This window comes from Streptomyces sp. NPDC058284, from assembly GCF_042881135.1.
GTDB lineage: Bacteria > Actinomycetota > Actinomycetes > Streptomycetales > Streptomycetaceae > Streptomyces.
In genome coordinates, this window is the sequence record NZ_JBHVYE010000006.1 from 311,724 (window position 1) to 332,211 (window position 20,488).

General features: G+C 71.7%; 19 protein-coding genes. 16 read left to right on the forward strand and 3 right to left on the reverse strand.

Annotated elements, in window-relative coordinates; all coding sequences use genetic code 11:
- Positions 1-240 precede the first annotated feature (240 nt).
- The 3 genes from ACFVYR_RS12070 (at position 241) to ACFVYR_RS12080 (ending at position 3,965) form a co-directional block, all read left to right on the forward strand.
- Positions 241-1,956, forward strand: a complete 1,716-nt coding sequence (locus ACFVYR_RS12070; protein ID WP_384254837.1) for a dihydroxyacetone kinase family protein — start codon at positions 241-243, stop codon at positions 1,954-1,956.
- Positions 1,957-2,086: 130 nt separating this feature from the next.
- On the forward strand, positions 2,087-2,662 hold the full coding sequence (locus ACFVYR_RS12075; RefSeq protein ID WP_384254839.1) for a TetR/AcrR family transcriptional regulator: 576 nt from the start codon (positions 2,087-2,089) through the stop codon (positions 2,660-2,662).
- Between the two features lie 79 nt (positions 2,663-2,741).
- Positions 2,742-3,965: a GDSL-type esterase/lipase family protein gene (locus tag ACFVYR_RS12080; protein WP_384254842.1), complete on the forward strand. Its 1,224-nt coding sequence runs from the start codon at positions 2,742-2,744 to the stop codon at positions 3,963-3,965.
- Here the strand turns inward: ACFVYR_RS12080 and ACFVYR_RS12085 are convergent.
- Positions 3,962-4,855 carry an ANTAR domain-containing protein gene (locus ACFVYR_RS12085; RefSeq protein WP_384254844.1) on the reverse strand — a complete coding sequence of 298 codons (894 nt, stop codon included), beginning with the start codon at positions 4,853-4,855 and terminating at the stop codon, positions 3,962-3,964. The genes ACFVYR_RS12080 and ACFVYR_RS12085 overlap by 4 nt on opposite strands.
- A 359-nt stretch (positions 4,856-5,214) precedes the next feature.
- On the opposite strand from ACFVYR_RS12085, the gene ACFVYR_RS12090 reads away from it, so the two are divergent.
- The 6 genes from ACFVYR_RS12090 to ACFVYR_RS12115 all read left to right on the forward strand — a co-directional run bounded on the left by ACFVYR_RS12090 (position 5,215) and on the right by ACFVYR_RS12115 (position 11,452).
- A complete protein-coding gene (locus tag ACFVYR_RS12090; RefSeq protein ID WP_384254847.1) occupies positions 5,215-6,351 on the forward strand; it encodes an LLM class flavin-dependent oxidoreductase in 1,137 nt (378 codons plus the stop codon).
- Positions 6,348-7,373, forward strand: a complete 1,026-nt coding sequence (locus tag ACFVYR_RS12095) for an alpha/beta hydrolase (protein ID WP_384254849.1) — start codon at positions 6,348-6,350, stop codon at positions 7,371-7,373. The genes ACFVYR_RS12090 and ACFVYR_RS12095 overlap by 4 nt, the downstream gene beginning before the upstream one ends.
- 81 nt (positions 7,374-7,454) lie before the next feature.
- The gene (locus ACFVYR_RS12100; protein ID WP_384254852.1) at positions 7,455-8,858 is read left to right on the forward strand and encodes a DUF6421 family protein; all 1,404 of its coding nucleotides are present in this window, start codon (positions 7,455-7,457) and stop codon (positions 8,856-8,858) included.
- 26 nt (positions 8,859-8,884) lie between these two features.
- On the forward strand, positions 8,885-9,625 hold the full coding sequence (locus tag ACFVYR_RS12105; RefSeq protein ID WP_384254854.1) for an SDR family NAD(P)-dependent oxidoreductase: 741 nt from the start codon (positions 8,885-8,887) through the stop codon (positions 9,623-9,625).
- 50 nt (positions 9,626-9,675) lie between these two features.
- Positions 9,676-10,746: a threonine aldolase family protein gene (locus ACFVYR_RS12110; RefSeq protein ID WP_384254857.1), complete on the forward strand. Its 1,071-nt coding sequence runs from the start codon at positions 9,676-9,678 to the stop codon at positions 10,744-10,746.
- Positions 10,747-10,855: 109 nt separating this feature from the next.
- Positions 10,856-11,452 (forward strand): transglutaminase family protein, encoded by a 597-nt coding sequence (locus tag ACFVYR_RS12115; protein WP_384254859.1) that lies wholly within the window; start codon positions 10,856-10,858, stop codon positions 11,450-11,452.
- 24 nt (positions 11,453-11,476) lie between these two features.
- Here the strand turns inward: ACFVYR_RS12115 and ACFVYR_RS12120 are convergent, their stop codons facing one another.
- Positions 11,477-12,205, reverse strand: coding sequence for a lysophospholipid acyltransferase family protein (locus ACFVYR_RS12120; RefSeq protein WP_384254861.1), 729 nt, complete (start codon positions 12,203-12,205; stop codon positions 11,477-11,479).
- A 190-nt stretch (positions 12,206-12,395) separates the two neighbouring features.
- On the opposite strand from ACFVYR_RS12120, the gene ACFVYR_RS12125 reads away from it, so the two are divergent.
- The 4 genes from ACFVYR_RS12125 (at position 12,396) to ACFVYR_RS12140 (ending at position 15,559) form a co-directional block, all read left to right on the forward strand.
- Positions 12,396-12,767: a thioredoxin family protein gene (locus tag ACFVYR_RS12125; protein ID WP_384254863.1), complete on the forward strand. Its 372-nt coding sequence runs from the start codon at positions 12,396-12,398 to the stop codon at positions 12,765-12,767.
- Positions 12,768-13,011: 244 nt separating this feature from the next.
- Positions 13,012-13,521, forward strand: coding sequence for a flavin reductase family protein (locus ACFVYR_RS12130; RefSeq protein ID WP_384254866.1), 510 nt, complete (start codon positions 13,012-13,014; stop codon positions 13,519-13,521).
- A 232-nt stretch (positions 13,522-13,753) separates the two neighbouring features.
- A complete protein-coding gene (locus ACFVYR_RS12135; RefSeq protein WP_384254868.1) occupies positions 13,754-14,539 on the forward strand; it encodes an electron transfer flavoprotein subunit beta/FixA family protein in 786 nt (261 codons plus the stop codon).
- Between the two features lie 57 nt (positions 14,540-14,596).
- Positions 14,597-15,559 carry an electron transfer flavoprotein subunit alpha/FixB family protein gene (locus ACFVYR_RS12140; RefSeq protein WP_384254870.1) on the forward strand — a complete coding sequence of 321 codons (963 nt, stop codon included), beginning with the start codon at positions 14,597-14,599 and terminating at the stop codon, positions 15,557-15,559.
- Between the two features lie 58 nt (positions 15,560-15,617).
- Here the strand turns inward: ACFVYR_RS12140 and ACFVYR_RS12145 are convergent, their stop codons facing one another.
- A complete protein-coding gene (locus ACFVYR_RS12145) occupies positions 15,618-16,517 on the reverse strand; it encodes an endonuclease/exonuclease/phosphatase family protein (protein WP_384254873.1) in 900 nt (299 codons plus the stop codon).
- 247 nt (positions 16,518-16,764) lie between these two features.
- On the opposite strand from ACFVYR_RS12145, the gene ACFVYR_RS12150 reads away from it, so the two are divergent.
- The 3 genes from ACFVYR_RS12150 to ACFVYR_RS12160 all read left to right on the forward strand — a co-directional run bounded on the left by ACFVYR_RS12150 (position 16,765) and on the right by ACFVYR_RS12160 (position 20,357).
- Positions 16,765-18,057 carry a DUF6986 family protein gene (locus ACFVYR_RS12150; RefSeq protein WP_384254876.1) on the forward strand — a complete coding sequence of 431 codons (1,293 nt, stop codon included), beginning with the start codon at positions 16,765-16,767 and terminating at the stop codon, positions 18,055-18,057.
- Between the two features lie 75 nt (positions 18,058-18,132).
- Positions 18,133-19,902, forward strand: a complete 1,770-nt coding sequence (locus tag ACFVYR_RS12155) for a protein kinase (RefSeq protein ID WP_384254879.1) — start codon at positions 18,133-18,135, stop codon at positions 19,900-19,902.
- Positions 19,896-20,357 carry a hypothetical protein gene (locus ACFVYR_RS12160; RefSeq protein ID WP_384254882.1) on the forward strand — a complete coding sequence of 154 codons (462 nt, stop codon included), beginning with the start codon at positions 19,896-19,898 and terminating at the stop codon, positions 20,355-20,357. Before ACFVYR_RS12155 ends, ACFVYR_RS12160 begins: the two co-directional genes overlap by 7 nt.
- Positions 20,358-20,488 lie beyond the last annotated feature (131 nt).

A 20,488-nucleotide genomic window follows, 5' to 3' on the forward strand; every position in this document is an offset into this window, starting at 1 on the left:
GTATCGCCGCCCGGGCCGGTGCACGGTGTCAGCCTGGCACACGGGTCGCGGGACCGGAACGCGGGAGTGCCGGTAGGCGCGGGTGCCGACCTTGGAGAGCGCGGGGCGGAGAGGGTGAGCACCGCGTCGTCCGGCGCCGGCGGAACCCCGTGGTACCGGGCGGCGACACGACCCGGGCAGGCGAACCACCCGTACGCCGACCGCACCGACCCCTCTCACCGCCCCCCTACGGAGACCCAGATGAGCCACTTCCTGCCGGAGAACGACGCGGTCCTGACCGCCGCCCGAGGTCTTGCCCTGGCGCACGCCGGGCTGATCGAGGTGAACAGCAGCCCCCTGTATCTGCGGGCGCGCGACGCCGACCCGGCGCGCACGGTCGCCCTGGTCTCCGGCGGCGGGTCCGGACACGAGCCGCTGCACACCGGGCTCCTGGGGCGGGGTGGCCTGGACGCCGTCTGCCCCGGCGAGATCTTCGCCTCCCCGCACAACCGGCAGATCTACGAGGCGAGCGCGGCGGCCGCCAAGAGTGGCGGCGTGCTGCACATCGTGAAGAACTACACCGGCGACGTCATCAACTTCCAGATCGCGGCGGAACGCCTGCGGCACGACGGCATCCCCGTCGCCACGGTCCTGGTCGACGACGACCTGGCCACCGACAGCGCGGACAGCGCGACGGGCCGCCGCGGCACCGCCGCCACCGTCGTGGTCGAGAAGCTCCTGGGCGCCGCGGCCGATCAGGGCGCGACCCTGGAGGAGCTCGCCGAGCTGGGGCGGCGGATCGTGGCCCGCTCCCGCAGTATCGCGGTCGCCGCCCGTGCCCAGACCTCGCCCACCACGCTGAGCCCCGCGTTCACGCTGGACGAGGGGACGCTCGACTACGGCGTCGGCATCCACGGCGAGCGCGGCACCCGCACCATCGCGCGGCCCGGGACCGGTGACCTCGTCCGGCGCATGACCGACGACCTCCTCGACGCGCTGCCCGACGGGCCCGACGAGGTGCTCGCCCTCGTCAACGGCCTGGGCGCCACCACCGAACTGGAGCTGGGCGCCATCGCCGTGCTGCTGAGCGACGAACTCACCGCCCGCGGCGTCCGGCCCGTGCTGGTCGTCCCCGGCACCTTCACCGCCGCCCTGGACATGGCCGGCTTCTCGCTCACCCTCACCCGGCTCGACGCGGGATGGGCCGACCTGTGGATCGCCCCCACCCGGACCCCGCTGGTGCTGCCGCGCCCCTCGCTCGCCCCGGGCGGGCCCGCGCAGGAGACGCCGTCGAAGGAGAGCTCCCCCGTACGCGCCCCGCGCACGGGCGGCGACCGCGCCCTGCTCGACCGCTACGCGCTCACCGTCACGCAGGTGCGTGACAACCTCACCAAGCTCGACCAGCTCGTCGGTGACGGCGACTTCGGGGACAACCTCGCCGGTGGCGTCCGGCGCGCGGTGAAGCTGGCCGACGAGACGGGCGCCGACGGCACGGCCGCTCTCGCCGACGCCTTCCTCAACGACGTCGGGGGCACCAGCGGCCCGTTGTTCGGCCTCCTCTTCCAGCACCTGGCCGCGGCCTCACCGCCGGACGGCGGCGCTCCGTCGGTCGCCGCGCTCGCCGAGGCCGCCGCGGCCGGTCACGCCGCCATCCACCGGGTGGGCGGCGCGAGCCCCGGCGACTGCACGCTGGTCGACGCCCTCGCGCCCGCCGCCGAGTCCCTGGCCGCGGCACGGGAGGCCGCCGCCCCCGAGGCACCGCTCACCGAGGCCGCCCAGGCCGCCATCCGCGGCGCCCTGGCCACCGCCTCCCTGCGCCCCCGGCGTGGCCGCGCCAGCTACGTCGGGGACCACGCCCTCGGCGTTCCCGACCCCGGCGCCCTCGCGGTGGCCCTGCTCTTCATGGCCCTCGCGGACATCCACGAGCCCGCCACCGCCCCGCGCCTGCCCGCCCCCGGCCACATCACCGTGCTCTGACCCACGGTCCACCGGTCCCGGCAGCCGTACTCCGACTGACCTCGGAGCAGCCCTAAAGCGCATGCCCATTTGCCTAAAGGCTTTAGGTAAATGCATACTCGTTCAAGGCAAGGCGAACGAGGGGAGTGTCATGGTCCGCGCAGGGCTGACCACGGAACGGCTGATCCGGGCCGGTGCGGAGCTGGCCGACGAGGTCGGCTTCGACCAGGTGACCGTCTCGGCGCTGGCCCGGCACTTCGACGTCAAGACCGCGAGCCTGTACTCGCACGTGAAGAACTCCCAGGACCTCAAGACGGGGATCGCCCTGCTGGCCCTGGCCGAACTCGCCGACCGGGGCGCCGACGCGCTCGCAGGACGCGCGGGAAAGGGCGCCCTGGCCGCCCTCGCGAACGTCTACCGCGACTACGCCAGGGAGCACCCCGGACGTTACGCCGCGGCCCAGCTGCGGCTCAGCCCCGAGGCGGCCGCCGCCGGCGCGGGCGGCAGGCACGCGGAGATGACGCGGGCGATCCTGCGCGGATACGACCTGGGGGAGCCGGATCAGACCCACGCGGTCCGCCTCCTCGGCAGCGTCTTCCACGGCTACGTCAGCCTGGAGCTGGCCGGTGGCTTCAGCCACAGCGCGCCCGACTCGCAGGAGACCTGGACGCGCGTCATCGACGCCCTGGACGCCCTGCTGCGCAACTGGCCCGCCCCGTCAGTCTGATGCCTGATGCCCGATCAACATGCTGACGCAATCAATGAGCGGATCAACGTGACGATGATCCCGGCAAGGAAACAGAGCAATGGACAACACACCGGACAACACACCGGACAACGCGCCGAACAGCGACCGGCACTGGACCACCACGCCCGTCACCGCTGACCTCCTGCGCGGCGCCCTCGACGTCGAAGAGACCGCGCACGGCATACTCCCGCACCGGCTGCCCGCCCGCGCCCGCAGGCAGAACACCGACGGACAGCTGGCCATGGCCGAGGCCCAGCCCTCCGGCGTACGCCTGGCGTTCCGCACCCGCGCCACCGCGGTCGAGCTGGACACCCTGCCCACCAAGCGGTCCTACGTCGGCGTGCCGCCCCGCCCCGACGGGGTCTACGACCTGGTCGTCGACGGTGTCCTCGCCGGCCGGGGCAGCGTCAAGGGCGGTCACACGCTGACCATCGACATGGCGGCCGGGACCTTCGAGCACACCACCGGCGACCCCGGCACCGTGCGCTTCGACGACCTGCCGGACGGCATGAAGGACATCGAGATCTGGCTGCCGCACAACGAGACCACCGAACTCCTCGCGCTGCGTACCGACGCACCCGTGGAGCCCGCCCGGGACCCGGGCCGCAAGGTGTGGCTGCACCACGGCAGTTCGATCAGCCACGGCTCCGACGCGGCGAGCCCCACCACCATCTGGCCCGCCCTCGCCGCCTCGCTCGGCGGTGTCGAGCTGATCAACCTCGGCCTTGCCGGCAGCGCCCTGCTCGACCCGTTCACCGCCCGCGCCCTGCGGGACACCCCCGCGGACCTGATCAGCATCAAGATGGGAATCAACCTGGTCAACGCCGACGTGATGCGGCTGCGCGCCTTCACCCCGGCGATGCACGGATTCCTCGACACCGTCCGCGAAGGGCACCCCGACACCCCGCTGCTGGTCGTCTCGCCCATCCTGTGCCCCATGCACGAGGACACCCCGGGCCCCAGCGCGCCGGACCTCAGCGACATCGGGGAGGGGCTGCTTCGCTTCAAGGCCATGGGCGACCCGGCGGAACGGGCGGCCGGGAAGCTCACGCTGAACGTCATCCGCGAGGAGCTGGCCCGGATCGTCGAGCGGCGCGCGGCCGACGACCCGAACCTGTACTACCTCGACGGCCGCGAGCTCTACGGCACCGCGGACGCCGCCCGACTGCCGCTGCCCGACCAGCTCCACCCGGACGCGGCCACGCACCGCCTCATCGGCGAACGCTTCGCCGAACGCGTCTTCAAGGACGGCGCCTTCACCAACGCCGCGCCCGCCCGCTAGCCGCGGAAGGCCAGCGCGATCCGATGGAGGTCCTGCAACGCGTCGACGAGCACGGTGTGCTGGTGCCACTTGATCCAGGTGCCGAGGGCGCGGCTCGTGCCGTCCAGCGCCCGCAACTGCGCCTGTGTGAAGCCGATGAGGGGGCGGGCGTGGTGCGAGGAGATCACGCCGCGGACGGTGTTCTGCTCGTCGACGAGGGGAATGCTGTGGCAGGCGCGGCTTCCCGAGGCGAGGATCACCCGGCGGGTGTCCTCGTCGAAACCGGCCGACGAGGCCACCTCCTTGACGGTGACCTGGTGGCTCGCGGCGGCCGCACGGGCGCATGAGGTGTTTCCGTCCACGAACGCGAAGTAGTCGGTGAACTGCCGGGGCAGTCCCGCGTGCTTCGCCATGCGCAGGGTGTCGTCCTCGACCAGCTGCACGTTCCCCATGTCGGTGTCGGTGACGGTCATGACGCGGCGCAGCGCGGCGCCCAGGACCTCACCCTGGTTGGTCGCGTCGATCGCGCCGGAGTGGAGCGTGGCCAGGTTCGGCGTCGGCTGCTGCGCCCGTCTGATGTTCCACACCTCGGCGCCCGGCACGGGCCCCGGGGTCCTGACGACCGCGGCGGCCAGCTGGTGCAGCTTGATGTTGGCCCGCTGGGACGCCTGGCGCAGCAGCGCGAACGCCGCCTGCGCGTCCGCGAGGCGGTAGCGCTCGACCAGGATGCCCTCGGCCAGCGCGACCCTGGAGCGCGCCCGCGCCTGGACCTGGAGCTCCGAGACCTGATCGCGCAGCCGCTCGTTGGCGACCCTCAGCAGTTCCGTCTCGTCGCTGGGGGAGGGGACGTGCCGGGACGGGCGCCGACCGTCGGGCGAGGGCACGGACGAAATGGACAAGCTGTCTCCCATGGCGGCACCCTTGCTTCCCGGCCTCTCGTCATTCTGTGAACAGCGGCGGTTCCGTCACGGACATCGGCCATGCCCGGCTCCACCAGCGGAGGGGCCTGTTCCTTCATACGTCCGTGACCGTAACGCGACCGGTTCACGATGTCATGCTCGGCCCCTGAACCAGTCACCGGTGAAGGTGATTCCCGGCCGGGCCCGCGGCCCGGCCCGCCCCGCGGCCGGAGCCGACCGCACCCGGGCGCCAGCGCGAAAAGCCCGTGCGACAGCCCTTGTGATGTTGCGATGTGACGACTAGTCATATGGCTGATCGAAACAAAAGCCATGCCGCACAGGCGCTGAGGGCATCACCCCCTGGAGGGCACATGAAGTTCTCCGTCATCTTCGAGGCACAGCTCGCCGATCCGACCGTCGAACGTGAGCACCAGGTCATCCGCGACAGCATCGAACAAGCCGTGCTCGCCGAAAAGATGGGGTTCGACCGCATCTGGGCGGTGGAGCACCATTCGCTCAAGTGGTACGCGCACATGAGCGCGCCCGAGATCTTCCTCACCTGGGTCGCCGCGCGCACGAGCACCATCAGGATCGGGCACGGCGTCGTCTGCATGCCGTTCAACTTCAACCACCCGGCGCGGGTCGCCGAGCGCGCCGCCATGCTCGACCTGCTCTCCGGCGGGCGGCTCGACCTGGGTGCGGGCCGGGGCGGCACGGCCCAGGAGACGTCGCTGTGCGGGGTCGACAGGGAACGTACGGCGCAAGAGGTCGAGGAAGCGCTGCGGATCATCGGAAAGGCCTGGGAGAAGGAGGAGCTGGAGCACCACGGCGAGCTCCTCGACATCGGCCCGCACCCGATCCTGCCCCGCCCCGCGCAGACCCCCCACCCGCCGCTCTTCCTCGCCTGCAGCAGGACCGAGACCCTGACACAGGCGGCCGAACTGGGCATCGGCGCCCTGGTGATGGGGTTCGCGGGCCCCGAGTCGATCGCCGGGATGCGCCGGGCGTACGACGCCGCGCTCGCGGCCCGCACCGGCGCGCGCTTCGTGTCGAGCGCCGTCAACGACCACTTCTCGGTGCTCTGTCCGACGATCGTGCTCGACGACCGGGAGACGGCACGGCGCGTGGGCATCCGCGGGCAGCGGTTCTTCGCGCAGTCCATCGGGCACTGGTACGGCGGCACGGGCGTCCCCGACGAGGCGGTCGTCGAGGGCAGTGACGAGGCCGCCGAGATGCGCAGGGCGGCCGAGCAGGTCGTCGCGCGCCTGCACGAGCACGACATCCCGGTACGTCCGACCTCGACCGCCACGTTCAACGCCGACCACGCGTACGGCACCGCGGACGACGCCATCGCCCATGTCGAGCGCCTGCGCGACGCGGGGGCCGACGAGATCATGTGCCTCGTCCAGATGGGCACCGTGCCCCAGGAGGCCTGTCTGGAGACCCTGCGGCAGTGGGGCGAGAAGGTCATCCCCTACTTCCGCGCCCAGGAAGCGGACACCGCATGATGCGGCGCGACGACCAGGGCGCCGCCCTCGCCCCGGACCGCCTCGACCCCCGTGCCCGCCCCCTCGTGGACGCCCTGACCGCCGCCTTCCCCGACCTCGGCGGCGCCGTCACCGACGCCGTCGAGGCCCGCCGGACCCTCGCCGCCGCACCCGCCTACGGAAGGGCGCCGCTCCCAGTCGGCCCGGTCGCGGACCGGACGGTCCCGGGGCCGCCGGGCGCACCCGAGGTCCCCGTCCGCGTCTACCTCCCGGACCCGGCACGGCATCCGGGCCCCCGCCCGACCGTCGTCTTCTTCCACGGCGGCGGCTACACCCTCTGCGGCCTCGACTCCCACGACGCCACGGCCCGCGGCCTGACCGCCCGGTCCGGCGCCGCCGTGGTCTCCGTCGGCTACCGCCTGGCGCCCGAGCACCGCTTCCCGGCGGCCGTCGACGACGCGTACGCGGCGCTGTGCTGGGCCGCCGGCGAGAGCGCCGCGCTCGGCGGCGATCCCGGCGCCCTCGTCGCCGCCGGGGACAGCAGCGGCGGAGGGCTCGCCGCCGCCGCGGCGCTCAGGGCGCGGGACGAGGGCGGCCCCGCGCTCGCGCTGCAAGTGCTGCTCTACCCCCTCCTGGACGCGGCCCAGGACACCGCCTCCTACCGCGAGAACGCCCGGGGCTGCTTCCTCACCGCCGCGCACCTGCGCTGGTTCTGGCAGCAGTACCTCGGGTCCGACGGGGACGGCAGGCACGCCCTCGCCTCGCCGCTGCGCGCCGCGGACCTCTCCGGGCTGCCGCCCGCCCACCTCGTCACCGCGGGCTGCGACCCGCTGCGCGACGAGGGACTGCACTACGCGGAGCGCCTGCGCGCGGCCGGAGTGGATGTCGTCTCGGCCCACTTCCGCGGGATGTTCCACGGCTTCCTCGCCTTCCCCGATGCACTGCCCAATGCGGGGAAGGCGTTGACGGATGTGGCGGAAGCGATCGGGTCGACCGCGACGCACAGGAAAAACAGCGGTGGGGCAGGGGGTGGCACAGGATAATTTCCCGATACCCCCCTTGTCGCGGAGAACCTCGCACGCATACGGTGTTCTGACGCGAGGTTCTCCCGTGGAGGATGGGTTATGACGGAAATTCTTGTGCGGTCGGGTACGGAGGGTGCGGTTCCTACCGCTGAGGGGCGGGTGGTGGACCACCCGGCGTGGCCGGTGCTCAAGGATGCCGTGCAGGACATCCGGCCCTGGCAGTCGGCGGACGGCTCCATCGACTTCGAGGCGGACGGCGCCCCGGCGCGGAGCATCGCCGAACTCGCCGTGGACCGCGTCATAGCCGCGGTGGAGGAGCTCTCCCCGCTCCTGCCGCACGACGCCGCGTACCACCGGGCGCTCGTCACGGACCTGCGCCGCTGGGCCGAGGACGGCTTCCGGGTGCCGGACTTCCTCGACTCCCTCCTCGCCTTCCAGCCCGCCGCGCACCGCGAGGACGGCCTGCAGCACCTGGTCGTCTTCCCGATGTACACGCAGAACGGCAACCCCGACCGCAACCTCGAAGCGGTCGTGCTGCGCATGGTCTGGCCCGACTGGCTGGCCGAACTGGAGCGCACGCGCTACGACAACCCGCTCTTCTGCGGCATCACCTTCGAGGACTTCACCGCCGGGTACGACACGAACTCGGCCGTCCTCTTCCCCGAGACCATCGCCGTGCGCGAGGCCCCCGAGCGCTTCTCCTGGGGCGGCATCTTCTGCGACCGCGAGGCGGCCCGCTTCCGCCGTGTCACCGAGGCCGCCGTGGACCTGCTCGGGCTCGAACTGCCCGACGACATCCGCGAGATGGTCGGCGACCAGGACCGCTGCCAGCAGGCGTTCGTCCTGTGGGACATGGTCCACGACCGCACCCACAGCCACGGCGACCTGCCGTTCGACCCGTTCATGATCAAGCAGCGCCAGCCGTTCTGGATGTACGGCCTGGAGGAGCTGCGCTGCGACCTCACCGCCTTCAAGGAGGCCGTGAAGCTGGAGGCCGAGGGCGTCCCGCAGGCGCGCGACGTGCAGTACGCCGTCCTGTTCGACCGGATGTTCCGCTTCCCGGTCACCGGTGACCGCGTCAAGAACTACGACGGGCTCGGCGGCCAGCTCCTCTTCGCCTACCTCCACAAGCATGACGTGGTCCGTTGGACCGACAACCGGCTCAGCATCGACTGGGAGCGCGCGCCGCAGGTCACCAACCAGCTGTGCGGCGAGATCGAGGACCTCTACCGGGCCGGCATCGACCGCCCGAAGCTGGTCCACTGGTTCGCCGCGTACGACCTGGTCTCCAGCTACCTCGCCCCGCACCCCGGATCGCGCTGGGCCAAGGGCCCGGACGCCCTGGACACCTCGCTGCCGCCGCGCAAACTAGTCGATGAGGTGCTTCCCGACGAGTTTCCGCTCAGCATGTTCTATGAGGCGCTCTCCAAGAAGCTGAAGAACGTGATCGCCTCCACCAAGGGCATCACTGCTTCGTCGGACGCCGAGAAGGCCGCCGCGTGAGCGGCCGCCAGGAGGAGGCGAGGACCATGTCCGCACTCGATGGAGCCGTGGTCGCGGTGGCCGGAGCGGCCGGCCCCGCGGGGCGTGCCACCCTGCTCAGGCTGGCCGAGGCGGGAGCCACGGTCGTGGCCTCTGACGCCGACCCGGCGCGCCTGGCCGAAGCGGTGGACGCCGCGCGGTACGCGCACGGCGGGGCGACCGTCATAGGAGACACGGTCGATCTCCTCGACCTGGACGCGACCCGCGAGTGGGCGACGCGCACCGAGAAGGAGTTCGGACGGATCGACGGGCTCGTCCACCTCGTCGGCGGCTGGCGCGGCGGCAAGAGCTTCGCCGAGACCGACCTCGCCGACTGGGACCTCCTCGAAAAGCTCCTGATCCGCACCGTGCAGCACACCTCCCTCGCCTTCGAGGACGGCCTGCGCCGCAGCGACCGGGGCCGCTACCTGCTGATCAGCGCGGCGGGCGCGAGCAAGCCGACGGCGGGCAACGCGGCGTACTCCGCCTCCAAGGCGGCGGCCGAGGCCTGGACGCTGGCCCTCGCGGACGCCTTCCGCAAGGCGGGGGGCGAGGACGGGCCGCGCGCGGCGGCTGCGATCCTGGTGGTCAAGGCGCTGGTGCACGACGCGATGCGCGCGGAGCGGCCCAACGCGAAGTTCGCGGGCTTCACGGACGTCAAGGAGCTGGCCGAGGCCATCGCCGGTGTCTGGGAGAAGCCCGCCGGTGAAGTGAACGGAAACCGCCTGTGGCTGACCGAGAAGCCGTGACCGGTCGTGACGCGACCGCTCGTGACGCGACCATCCCTGGCAGAGAGCCCGTGAACCCTCCGAAGACCGACGCCCGACGCCACCACGACCCGGACGTCCGCGGCTTCGCGAGCGACAACTACGCGGGCGCCCACCCGGAGGTCATGGCGGCCCTCGCGCTCGCCAACGGCGGCCACCAGATCGCGTACGGCGAGGACGACTACACAGCCGGTCTCCAGCAGGTGATCCGGGGACACTTCGGACCCACCGCCGAGGCGTTCCCGGTGTTCAACGGCACGGGCGCCAACGTCGTCGCGCTGCAGGCGCTCGCCGACCGCTGGGGCGCGGTGATCTGCGCCGAGTCCGCGCACATCAACGTGGACGAGGGCGGCGCCCCCGAGCGCATGGCGGGCCTCAAGCTGCTGACCGTGCCCACGCCCGACGGCAAGCTCACCCCGGAGCTGATCGACCGGCAGGCGTTCGGCTGGGACGACGAGCACCGCGCCATGCCGCAGGTCGTCTCGATCGCGCAGAACACCGAACTGGGCACGCTGTACACGCCCGACGAGATCCGCGCGATCTGCGACCACGCGCACCAGCTCGGCATGAAGGTGCACCTCGACGGCTCCCGGATAGCCAACGCCGCCGCCGCACTCGACGTCCCCATGAGGACGTTCACGAACGCGGTGGGCGTCGACATCCTGTCGCTGGGCGGCACCAAGAACGGTGCGATGTTCGGCGAGGCGGTCGTGGTCATCAACCAGGACGCCGTGCGCCACATGAAGCACCTGCGCAAGATGTCCATGCAGCTCGCCTCCAAGATGCGCTTCGTCTCGGTGCAGTTGGAGGCCCTGCTCGCCAAAGATCTGTGGCTGCGCAACGCCCGGCACGCCAATGAGATGGCGCAGCGCCTCGCGGAGGGCGTCCGGTCCATGCACGGCGTGGAGATCCTCTACCCCGTGCAGGCCAACGCGGTCTTCGCCCGGCTGCCGCACGACGTGAGCGAGCGGCTGCAGAAGCGCTACCGCTTCTACTTCTGGGACGAGGCGGCGGGCGACGTCCGCTGGATGTGCGCGTACGACACCCGCGAGGAGGACGTCGACGGGTTCCTGGCGGCGCTGAAGGAAGAGATGGCGCGCTGAACCGGCGTCTCTGAGGCGCAGGACTCCTGCATAGGTGCTTCTGCATAGGTATACGGTCGACCGTAAAGTCATTGACGTACGGGCGACCGTATTCCTATGCTCCCGTGCCATGCAGCTGATCCAGGAAAACCCTGACCTGTCGGCGTACTTGGCCGCCGACGAGGCCGTCGACCACCATCACCCGCTGGTCCGCGAGACCGCCGCGAGCCTGGCGAAGTCATCCGCCGACACGTACGCGTATGCGCGCGCGGCCTTCGAGTTCGTCCGCGACGAGATCCCGCACTCGCAGGACGCGGGCCGCATGGAAGTCACCTGGCGCGCCTCCGACGTCCTGCGGGAGCGCACCGGCATCTGCACCGCCAAGTCCCACGCCCTGGCCGCCCTGCTGCGCGCCGAGGACATCCCGACGGCGTTCTGCTACCAGCGGCTGCGGGACGACCACACCAGCGGCTACTCCCTGCACGGCCTGGTCGCCGTACGCCTCGACGGCGCCTGGCACCGGCAGGACCCGCGCGGCAACGGCCCGGACGGCGTCGACGCGCAGTTCCGTCTCGGTGCGGAGCGGCTGGCCTGGCCGGTGGACCCCGGGGCCGGTGAGGTGGACTACCCGGTCCTCTACGCCGAACCGAGTCCGGTGGCGCTCCGCCCGCTCAAGGAAGCCCGCGACCGGCCGCACCTCTGGCAGATCTACCCCGCACAGCTGTGAGACGCGCCGGACGGACCGGGACGGTCAGGTGGCCTCGGCGGCCTTCACCTCGGCGGGGGTCGGCGCCGTACCGCCCAGGTGCGCAGGCATCCACCACGTGTCGTCCGGGCCCTTGGGGCGCACCGGATAGGCGCGCTGCGCGGCCTCGAGGAGCTCCTGGCAGCGCTCGCGCAGGCGCCGCGTGATCGCGCCCGCGTACTGGTCCTTGGGGGCTTCCACCGGCTCCCCGACCCGGATCGTCACGGGCAGGTGGCTGCGGCGGAAGTTGCGGGGGTGCCCCTTGGTCCACAGCCGCTGCGTGCCCCACAGAGCCATCGGGATCAGCGGGACCCCGGCCTCCTGGGCCAGCCGCGCGGCGCCGGACTTGAACGTCTTCAGCGTGAAGGACTGCGAGATCGTCGCCTCGGGGAAGACGCCGATGATCTCCCCGGAGCGCAGTGAGTCGAGGGCGTGCGCGTAGGCCGCCTCGCCCTGCTTGCGGTCGACGGGGATGTGCTTCATCCCACGCATCAGCGGCCCGGAAATCTTGTGCCGGAACACCGAGTCCTTCGCCATGAAGCGCACCAGGCGCTTCTGCGGCAGGGCGGCGAGACCGTCGAAGATGAAGTCGAGATAGCTGATGTGGTTGCTGACGAGGACCGCGCCGCCGGAGCGTGGGATGTTCTCCGAGCCTTTGCAGTCGATCTTCAGGTCCCATGCCTTGAACAGGGTTTTCGCGGCACCGATGACCGGACGGTAGACAAGCTCTGCCATGGGTGGGGAGGGCCCTTCGTTTCTGCCTGGGGAGGGGGCTCCCGGCGGGAGGTTACGCAGCCGTAGGTTTTTCGGCGTTGCGCAGATCGTGCCCCAAGAACGGACGAGTGACCAGCCTTGGTGCCGCCGATCCGCGAGATTCTCGTCACGTAGGAATCTCTGCGGGCGCGCGAGCGCTGTACCGGGAGAGATGCGGATCAGAACCCTTGGGGCAGGCGGTAGGAGTGAGGCGGAAGTGCCAGGACGTGACACCGGGCGGCGGCTCGGCGCGGCGGACATCGGGGAGCGGCTGGGGGAGCGGGCGACGCTGGTGCAGTTCTCCAGCGCGTTCTGCCAGCCCTGCCGTGCGACGCGCAGAGTCCTCGCGGACGTGGCCGCGCTGGTCCCCGGGGTGTCCCACGTGGAGATCGACGCCGAGGCCCGGCTCGATCTCGTACGGGAGCTGCGCGTACTGAAGACACCCACCGTCCTCGTCCTGGACGCGGCCGGGCACGTGGTGCGGCGCGCCGCAGGACAGCCCCGCAAGGCCGATGTGATCGCCGCTCTCGGGGAGGCCGTGTGACCCGCTGCCCCGCAGGTCACAAGGGCCGCAGGGGTCGCGACCGTGACGCATCTTTCATCTCGCGGAAAGGGCTTGACTACGTACGTCATCTCTCGCGAGCCTGCTGCCATGCCCCGGGACCCCCTTCTCCGCCTTCTCCGCAGCACGCGCGCCCACGCGGATCTCGTCCGCGATGCCGGCGCGCGCTGTCCTCGGTCCTGAACACCGACGTCGTCGCCCGTACCTCCGGCAGAAGGACAACCCCATGACGGCAACGCCGGCCCTCGGCGCCCTGCGGCACGCCACCCCCGACCTGCTGCGCTCGGTCTTCCGGCGGCATGCGGCGGGCGTCGCCGTGATCACCGCGGCCCGGGGCTCCCGCCCGGCCGGCTTCACCGCCACCTCGCTCACGTCGGTCTCCGCCGAACCCCCGGTGGTGTCGTTCGGCATCGGCACCGGCTCCTCCAGCTGGCCCACGGTCTCCGAGGCCGAGTACGTCGGCGTCCACATACTCGGCGAGCACCAGCAGGATCTCGCGGCCACGTTCGCGCGCAGCGGAGCCGACCGCTTCGGCGCGCCGACGAGCTGGCGCGAGGGGCCCGAGGGGGTGCCCGTGCTCGACGGGGTGCTCGCCTGGCTGGTGTGCCGGATCGTGGCGCGGGTGCCGGCCGGCGACCACCGCATCGTGCTCGCCCAGGCCGTGGTCGGCGACCACGCCGACGAGGGCCGCCCGCTCCTGTACCACCAGGGGCGCTTCAACGCCTTGCGCGACTGAGAGTTCCCGGTGGGCGTGGCTCACGCCTGATTACGCAGCGTTGGGAAGGTCACAGTTCAAAGCGCTTGCTCAGGGGGAATGAACTGGGTGTACTCATGAGTAATATTTCGGTCGGAGCGCGGGCCGCCCCGACCGGGATCCGCCGCTTCAGGCGCCTATGCTGCCTGCAATGGGGCAGTGGCCATGAGCCGAGGCAGCAGCCCAGTAAAGACGATGCAGTAGGAGAGCCGGCGTGAGCTTGAGGATCGTTGTCTGTGTGAAGTACGTGCCCGACGCCACCGGCGACCGGCACTTCGCCGATGACCTGACCGTCGACCGCGACGACGTCGACGGCCTCCTTTCGGAGCTCGACGAGTACGCGGTCGAGCAGGCGCTGCAGATCGCCGACGAGGCGGACGACGCGGAGGTCACCGTTCTGACCGTCGGCCCCGAGGACGCCAAGGACGCGCTGCGCAAGGCGCTCTCGATGGGCGCCGACAAGGCCGTCCACGTCGAGGACGACGATCTGCACGGCACCGATGTCATGGGCACCTCGCTGGTGCTCGCCAAGGCCATCGAGAAGACCGGCTACGACCTGGTCATCGCGGGCATGGCCTCGACCGACGGCACCATGGGCGTGCTGCCCGCGATCCTCGCGGAGCGCCTCGGCGTCCCGCAGGTCACGCTGCTCTCCGAGGTCTCCGTCCAGGACGGCACCGTGAAGGGCCGCCGTGACGGCGACTCCGCCAGCGAGCAGCTGGAGGCGTCCCTGCCGGCCGTCGTGTCCGTGACGGACCAGTCGGGCGAGGCCCGCTACCCGTCCTTCAAGGGCATCATGGCCGCCAAGAAGAAGCCGGTGGAGGCGCTCGACCTCGGTGACCTGGACCTGGAGGCCGAAGAGGTCGGCCTCGAGGGTGCCTGGACCAAGGTCGACTCGGCCGCCGAGCGTCCGGCCCGCACGGCCGGCACGATCGTCAAGGACGAGGGCGAGGGCGGCAAGCAGCTCGCCGAGTTCCTCGCGGGCCAGAAGTTCATCTGAGCTTCAGTCACCCCTCAACCGCCCAACTTCTTCGTTACCGCAGGAGATTGAAGTCCCATGGCTGAAGTTCTCGTCTACGTCGACCACGTGGACGGTGCCGTCCGCAAGCCCACCCTTGAGCTGCTGACCCTGGCCCGCCGGATCGGCGAGCCCGTCGCCGTCGCCCTCGGCTCCGGCGCCGAGGCCACCGCCGCCACGCTCGCCGAGCACGGCGCGGTCAAGGTCCTGACCGCCGACGCCCCCGAGTTCGCCGACTACCTCGTCGTGCCGAAGGTGGACGCGCTGCAGGCCGCGTACGAGGCCGTCTCCCCGGCCGCCGTGCTCGTCCCGTCCTCCGCCGAGGCCAAGGAGATCGCGGCCCGCCTCGCGGTCCGCATCAAGTCCGGCATCATCACGGACGCCGTCGACCTGGAGGCCGGCGACGAGGGCCCGGTGGCCACGCAGTCGGTGTTCGCCGCCTCGTACAGCACCAAGTCCCGTGTCTCCCAGGGCACCCCGGTCATCACGGTCAAGCCGAACTCGGCCGCCGTGGAGGCCGCCCCGGCCGCGGGCACCGTCGAGGCCCTTGAGGTCTCCTTCTCCGAGAAGGCCACCGGCACCAAGGTCGTCTCGCGCACCCCGCGCGAGTCGACCGGCCGCCCCGAGCTGACCGAGGCCGCGATCGTGGTCTCCGGCGGCCGCGGCGTGAACGGCGCCGAGAACTTCTCGGTCATCGAGGCGCTCGCCGACTCGCTCGGTGCCGCCGTCGGCGCCTCGCGTGCCGCGGTCGACGCCGGCTGGTACCCGCACGCCAACCAGGTGGGCCAGACCGGCAAGTCGGTCTCCCCGCAGCTGTACATCGCCTCGGGCATCTCCGGCGCGATCCAGCACCGGGCCGGCATGCAGACCTCGAAGACCATCGTGGCCATCAACAAGGACGCCGAGGCCCCGATCTTCGACCTGGTCGACTACGGCGTGGTCGGCGACCTCTTCGAGGTCGTCCCCGCCCTCACCGAAGAGGTCAAGTCCCGCAAGGGCTGAGCCCGCTGCCGGTACGAGGCCCCCGCTCCGCGCACGGCGGAGCGGGGGCCTCGCCGTGTCACAGCGTCATCGTGACCTGGACGGCCCAGTGGTCGCTCGGGTACTGCCCGCCGAGCGAGAAGGTGTTCACCGATGCCGCGTGCACCGTCGCCGAGGGCCTCGTCAGGACCCAGTCGATGCGACCGCCGCCCAGGGCGGGCGGCTTGTAACCGCCGTACGTGCCGTATGCCGGGCCGCGCTTCTCGGCGACGTCCCAGGTGTCGACGAGACCGGCGCCCAGCATCGTGGTGTAGGCGGCGTTGTCGTGGGCCGTCGCGTTGAAGTCGCCCGTCACGATGAGTGGCGTGGCCGTGTTCAGCTGGGCGATGCGTTCGACCATGAGGCTCGCCGAACGCTCGCGCGCGTTCTGGCTGACGTGGTCGAAGTGCGTGTTGAGGACGTACAGCTGGGCGTTGGTGACCAGGTCGAGGAAGCGCACCCAGGAGGCCATGCGGGGCGAGTTGGCACCCCAGGTGTTCGAAGCGATGGTGTAGGGCGTGTCCGAGAGCCAGAAGTGGTCGTATTCGAGCGGGAACAGCCTGCGGTTGTCGTAGAAGACGGCCATGAACTCGTCGCGACTGCCGCCCCCGACGCCCGTGCCGACCCAGTCGTAGTTGGCGCCGAGATCCGTCTCGATGTCCTGCAACTGGTAGTAGAGGCCCTCCTGGGTGCCGATGACGTGCGGCTGGGCGCGCAGGAGCATCTCCTTCATGGCCGGGCGGCGCTCGGCCCAGGTGTGCGGGGGCCGGTTGCTCGCGTAGCGGACGTTGTACGACATGACCTCCAGGCGCGCTTCCGGCGCCGCGGCGGCGTGGGCCGGGCCGCCGGACACCGCCGTGCCGGACAGGGGCAGCGCCACGGCGGCGGCGAGCGCGGTCCGCAGGACGGAACGGCGCGTGAAGGGGGAGTCGATGGCCACGGGGGCTCCTTGAGTTCGGCCCGCACGGTCGGCACCGAGGGCACGCTGGAGGCTGTGGGCCACAGACTGGCCGCGCCGGTCCCCGCCGGGCTCCGGGACACGCGTCAACGCGCGCGGTCCCCTACGGATGCAGGACACGGCAAGGTGTTGACCAGCAGGAAAGTCACGGATAACTTCGCTATACGGATTGTTGATTCCGTGGAGCGGAAATGTCGGGCGCGGCACCGAGCGTGTGGAGGATGCGGGAATGGGTCAGCAAGAGAAGGTGGCAACGAGCCTCGCCGGCGCGGTCAGCGAGGGCATCAGCGCTTCCCTCGCCCCGGTGGACGCGAAGCTGGAGCGCCTCTACCCGGGAGACCCAGGTACCCGCCAGCCCGTCCACACCGTGTACATCCCTGGCGAGCAGTTCACCGAAGACTCGCTGCGCACGTGGGGCGACAAGGCCCTCGCGATGCTCGACGAGCACGCACCGGACGCCGCCTCCTTCGCCGCCGTCCTCGGCCTGACCGACGACCTCGCCGACGCTGTCTACACGCGCGTGCGCACCAAACTGGAGCGCGAGCCGATTGAAGACCTGCGCATCGACTTCGAGGACGGCTACAAGGGCGCCGACGAGGACCAGGACGCCGCCCGCGCGGCCCGGCTCGTCGCCGAGGCGTACAGGAACGGCACCGCCGCCCCGTACATGGGCATCCGCATGAAGTGCATGGAGGAGGCGGTACGCGACCGCGGCATCCGCACCCTCGACATCTTCCTGTCAGGGCTCATGGAGGCGGGCGGCCTCCCCGACGGCCTCGTCCTGACGCTGCCCAAGGTGACGTATCCCGAGCAGGTCACCGCGATGGTGCGGCTCCTTGAGGAGTTCGAGAAGGCGCGTGGTCTCGAGCCCGGCCGCGTCGGCTTCGAGATCCAGATCGAGACGAGCCAGTCGATTCTCGCCACCGACGGCACCGCCGCCGTCGCCCGCATGATCCAGGCCGCCGATGGCCGCGCGACGGGGCTGCACTACGGCACCTTCGACTACAGCGCCTGCCTCGGCGTCAGCGCCGCCTACCAGGCCAGCGACCACCCGGCCGCCGACCACGCCAAGGCCGTCATGCAGGTCGCCGCCGCCGGCACCGGCGTCCGCGTCTCCGACGGCTCCACCAACGTCCTGCCCGTCGGCACCACCGCGCAGGTCCACGACGCCTGGCGACTGCACTACGGCCTCACCCGCCGCGCCCTGGCCCGCGCCTACTACCAGGGCTGGGACATGCACCCCGGCCACATCCCCACCCGCTACGCCGCCGTGTTCGCGTTCTACCGCGAGGGTTTCGAGTCGGCCGCCGCCCGCCTCGCCGCCTACGCGGGCCACCACGAGGGCGGCGCCGTGGCCGACGAGCCCGCCACCGCCAAGGCCCTCGCCGGATACCTGCTGCGCGGTCTGGACTGCGGCGCCCTCGACGCGGGCGAGGTCACCCGCCTCACCGGCCTCACCCTGGCCCGCCTGCAGGGCTTCTCCGGCCCGCGCCGTGGCGATCTCACGGTCTCGGGCAAGTAACACCGGCGACCGCCTGTCACAGCTGCCCCGTAGTCTGTACGCCACGGAAAGTCGTGTCGCAGGAACGGGGCAGCGGTGCATTCGGGGGACCAGGAACAGACGGACGGGGTCGGCAGACTCCTCGCCGGGCGCTACCGCGTCGTGGCACAGCTCGGGCGCGGCGGCATGGGAGTCGTGTGGCGCGCCGTCGACGAGGTGCTGCACCGCGAGGTCGCGGTCAAGGAACTGCGCACGTATACGGACGCGGCCGGCCCCGAGCTGAACGACCTGCGGCTGCGGATGCAGCGCGAGGCACGGGCCGCCGCCCGGGTGCGCCACCCCGGAGTGGTCGCCGTGCACGACGTCGCGGAGGTCGAAGGACGGCCCCTCATCGTCATGGAACTCGTCGACGGCCCCTCCCTGGACGACGTGCTGCGCGAGCGCGGCACCCTCGACCCCCGGGAGGCCGCAGGCATCGGCGCCAAGGTGATGGAGGCCCTGGCCGCCGCCCACCGCGTGGGCATTCTGCACCGTGACGTGAAGCCCGGCAACATCCTCCTGGAAGCCGGTGGCCGCGTCGTCCTCACCGACTTCGGCATCGCCACGATGGACGACCCGAACGACGGCTCGGCGACGCACCTCACCCGCAGCGGCGAACTGGTCGGCTCGCTCGACTACCTGGCGCCCGAGCGCGCCCAGGGCCACGACCCGGGGCCCGCCTCCGACGTCTGGGCCCTCGGCGCCACGCTGTACGCCGCGGTCGAGGGTTCTTCCCCCTTCCGCCGCACGTCGACGTGGTCCACGCTCACCGCGATCGTCGTCGACCCGCTGCCCGAGCCGCGGCGTTCGGGACCCCTGACTCCCGTACTGCGCCAACTCATGGACAAGGACCCGCAAGCACGCCCCGACGCGGACACGGCGCGGCGCCTGCTCACCGACGTGGCGGCGGCGACGCACGGCACCGGCGCCAAAGCCGTGGCCAACGGTGTGCCGCAGACTGTGCCGCAGCCCGCGCCGCAGACCGCGCCGGGGCCGTACGGCACGACGGAGCGCAGCATCCCCAGCGCGCCCCCGCCGGGCTTCGGACCGCCGCCCGCCGTGGCGCGGCAGGAGCCCGCCGCCCCCGCGAGCCGCGCCGAGACACGCTCCACCCGGCGCCCGCGCCGCCGCCGTGCCTGGCCCGCCGCCGTGGCGGTGGGTGTCGTCCTCGCGGCGACGGGCGCCACCGTGGCCTTCCTCGACGGCAAGGATGACAGCGGCACCCAGGCCCGGCAGGAAGCCGCCCCGGAGCGCGCGGGTTCGACGCAGGACGACGGCAGCAACGGCCCCCTCGGCGGCGAGTCGAAGAAGCGCCCCAAGCCGTCGGGGCAGGGCGAGGAGAAGTCCCGCAAACCGGGCAGGAAAGCGGACGACAGCGCCGACGAGAACGACAAGGCCGACGGCGGCGGCAAGGACCGTTCGGACGACGGCAAGGACAGGGACAGAGGCGGGGACAGGGGCGGGGACAAGGGCAAGGGCGGCGCCAAGACCCCCTCGCGCTCCGACCCCACCACCAAGCCGACCGACGACGGCCCGGCGTCGGCCCCCGCCTGCCACCCGGCGGGCGGCGGCAAGTACGACTGCCAGGTGTGGCGCTCCGCCCAGTCGTACACCGCGGCCGGCGCCAGGGCGGGCACCCTCAACGCGGGCACCAACTACTTCTACTGCCAGCAGAACCTGGGCCGCCGCGAGACGTACGGCCGGTGGACGAACGTCTGGTGGGCGAAGACGGACGACGACAGCGGCAACACCAATGTCTTCGTCAGCGACGTCTACCTCAAGGGCGGCGACAACGACAAGCCGCTGCCGGGCCTGCCCACATGCTGACGGAGGCGCTGTACACCCGAGTCGTGGCCGCCGTGGAGGGCACGCCGTACCGGTTGCGGCGGACGCAACGGGGATTCGACATGTACGTGGACGTCCCTCAAGTGGGCCGCCGCGTCACGCAACTGCACACCTACCGTGTCGAACTGCGCCCGCACGAGAAGACGTTCGTCATGACGGATGTCGTGCGCACCGTGGAGCGCGGCCCGTTCGGAACGGCGAGCAAGACGGAGACCGGCCGGGCCCGCTACCGCACGTGGAGCCGCTCGCTGGACGGCAGCGAGCGGCACTCCTTCTCCTCGGCCGACGGCCACCGGCTGATCCGCGGCGCAGCCACGGAACTGGGCTGGGAGGAAGTCAAGCCGACGAGTCAGAAGGCCGCCCTCGTCGCCGGCGCCGTGGGCGGCCTTGTGGCCGTCGGCACGCTGATCGCTCTCGCGGTCGTCTTCTGGCTCTGAGAGCCTGTGTCATATCCCCGGCCGGGTGGTCGCCGTCTGGCACGCACGCTCGCCGCGTTGCCGAAAAGCCCTAGTAGCTCCTCCCCCAGGCCTGAACGGCCCGGGGGGACCCCCACCGAGGACTTCCCGGC

Coding starts and splice junctions, on each gene's coding strand:
- ACFVYR_RS12070 (WP_384254837.1), top strand. CDS start 241: ATGAGCCACTTCCTGCCGGAGAACGACGCGGTCCTGACCGCCGCCCGA.
- ACFVYR_RS12075 (WP_384254839.1), top strand. CDS start 2,087: ATGGTCCGCGCAGGGCTGACCACGGAACGGCTGATCCGGGCCGGTGCG.
- ACFVYR_RS12080 (WP_384254842.1), top strand. CDS start 2,742: ATGGACAACACACCGGACAACACACCGGACAACGCGCCGAACAGCGAC.
- ACFVYR_RS12085 (WP_384254844.1), bottom strand. CDS start 4,855: ATGGGAGACAGCTTGTCCATTTCGTCCGTGCCCTCGCCCGACGGTCGG.
- ACFVYR_RS12090 (WP_384254847.1), top strand. CDS start 5,215: ATGAAGTTCTCCGTCATCTTCGAGGCACAGCTCGCCGATCCGACCGTC.
- ACFVYR_RS12095 (WP_384254849.1), top strand. CDS start 6,348: ATGATGCGGCGCGACGACCAGGGCGCCGCCCTCGCCCCGGACCGCCTC.
- ACFVYR_RS12100 (WP_384254852.1), top strand. CDS start 7,455: ATGACGGAAATTCTTGTGCGGTCGGGTACGGAGGGTGCGGTTCCTACC.
- ACFVYR_RS12105 (WP_384254854.1), top strand. CDS start 8,885: ATGTCCGCACTCGATGGAGCCGTGGTCGCGGTGGCCGGAGCGGCCGGC.
- ACFVYR_RS12115 (WP_384254859.1), top strand. CDS start 10,856: ATGCAGCTGATCCAGGAAAACCCTGACCTGTCGGCGTACTTGGCCGCC.
- ACFVYR_RS12120 (WP_384254861.1), bottom strand. CDS start 12,205: ATGGCAGAGCTTGTCTACCGTCCGGTCATCGGTGCCGCGAAAACCCTG.
- ACFVYR_RS12125 (WP_384254863.1), top strand. CDS start 12,396: ATGCGGATCAGAACCCTTGGGGCAGGCGGTAGGAGTGAGGCGGAAGTG.
- ACFVYR_RS12130 (WP_384254866.1), top strand. CDS start 13,012: ATGACGGCAACGCCGGCCCTCGGCGCCCTGCGGCACGCCACCCCCGAC.
- ACFVYR_RS12140 (WP_384254870.1), top strand. CDS start 14,597: ATGGCTGAAGTTCTCGTCTACGTCGACCACGTGGACGGTGCCGTCCGC.
- ACFVYR_RS12150 (WP_384254876.1), top strand. CDS start 16,765: ATGGGTCAGCAAGAGAAGGTGGCAACGAGCCTCGCCGGCGCGGTCAGC.
- ACFVYR_RS12160 (WP_384254882.1), top strand. CDS start 19,896: ATGCTGACGGAGGCGCTGTACACCCGAGTCGTGGCCGCCGTGGAGGGC.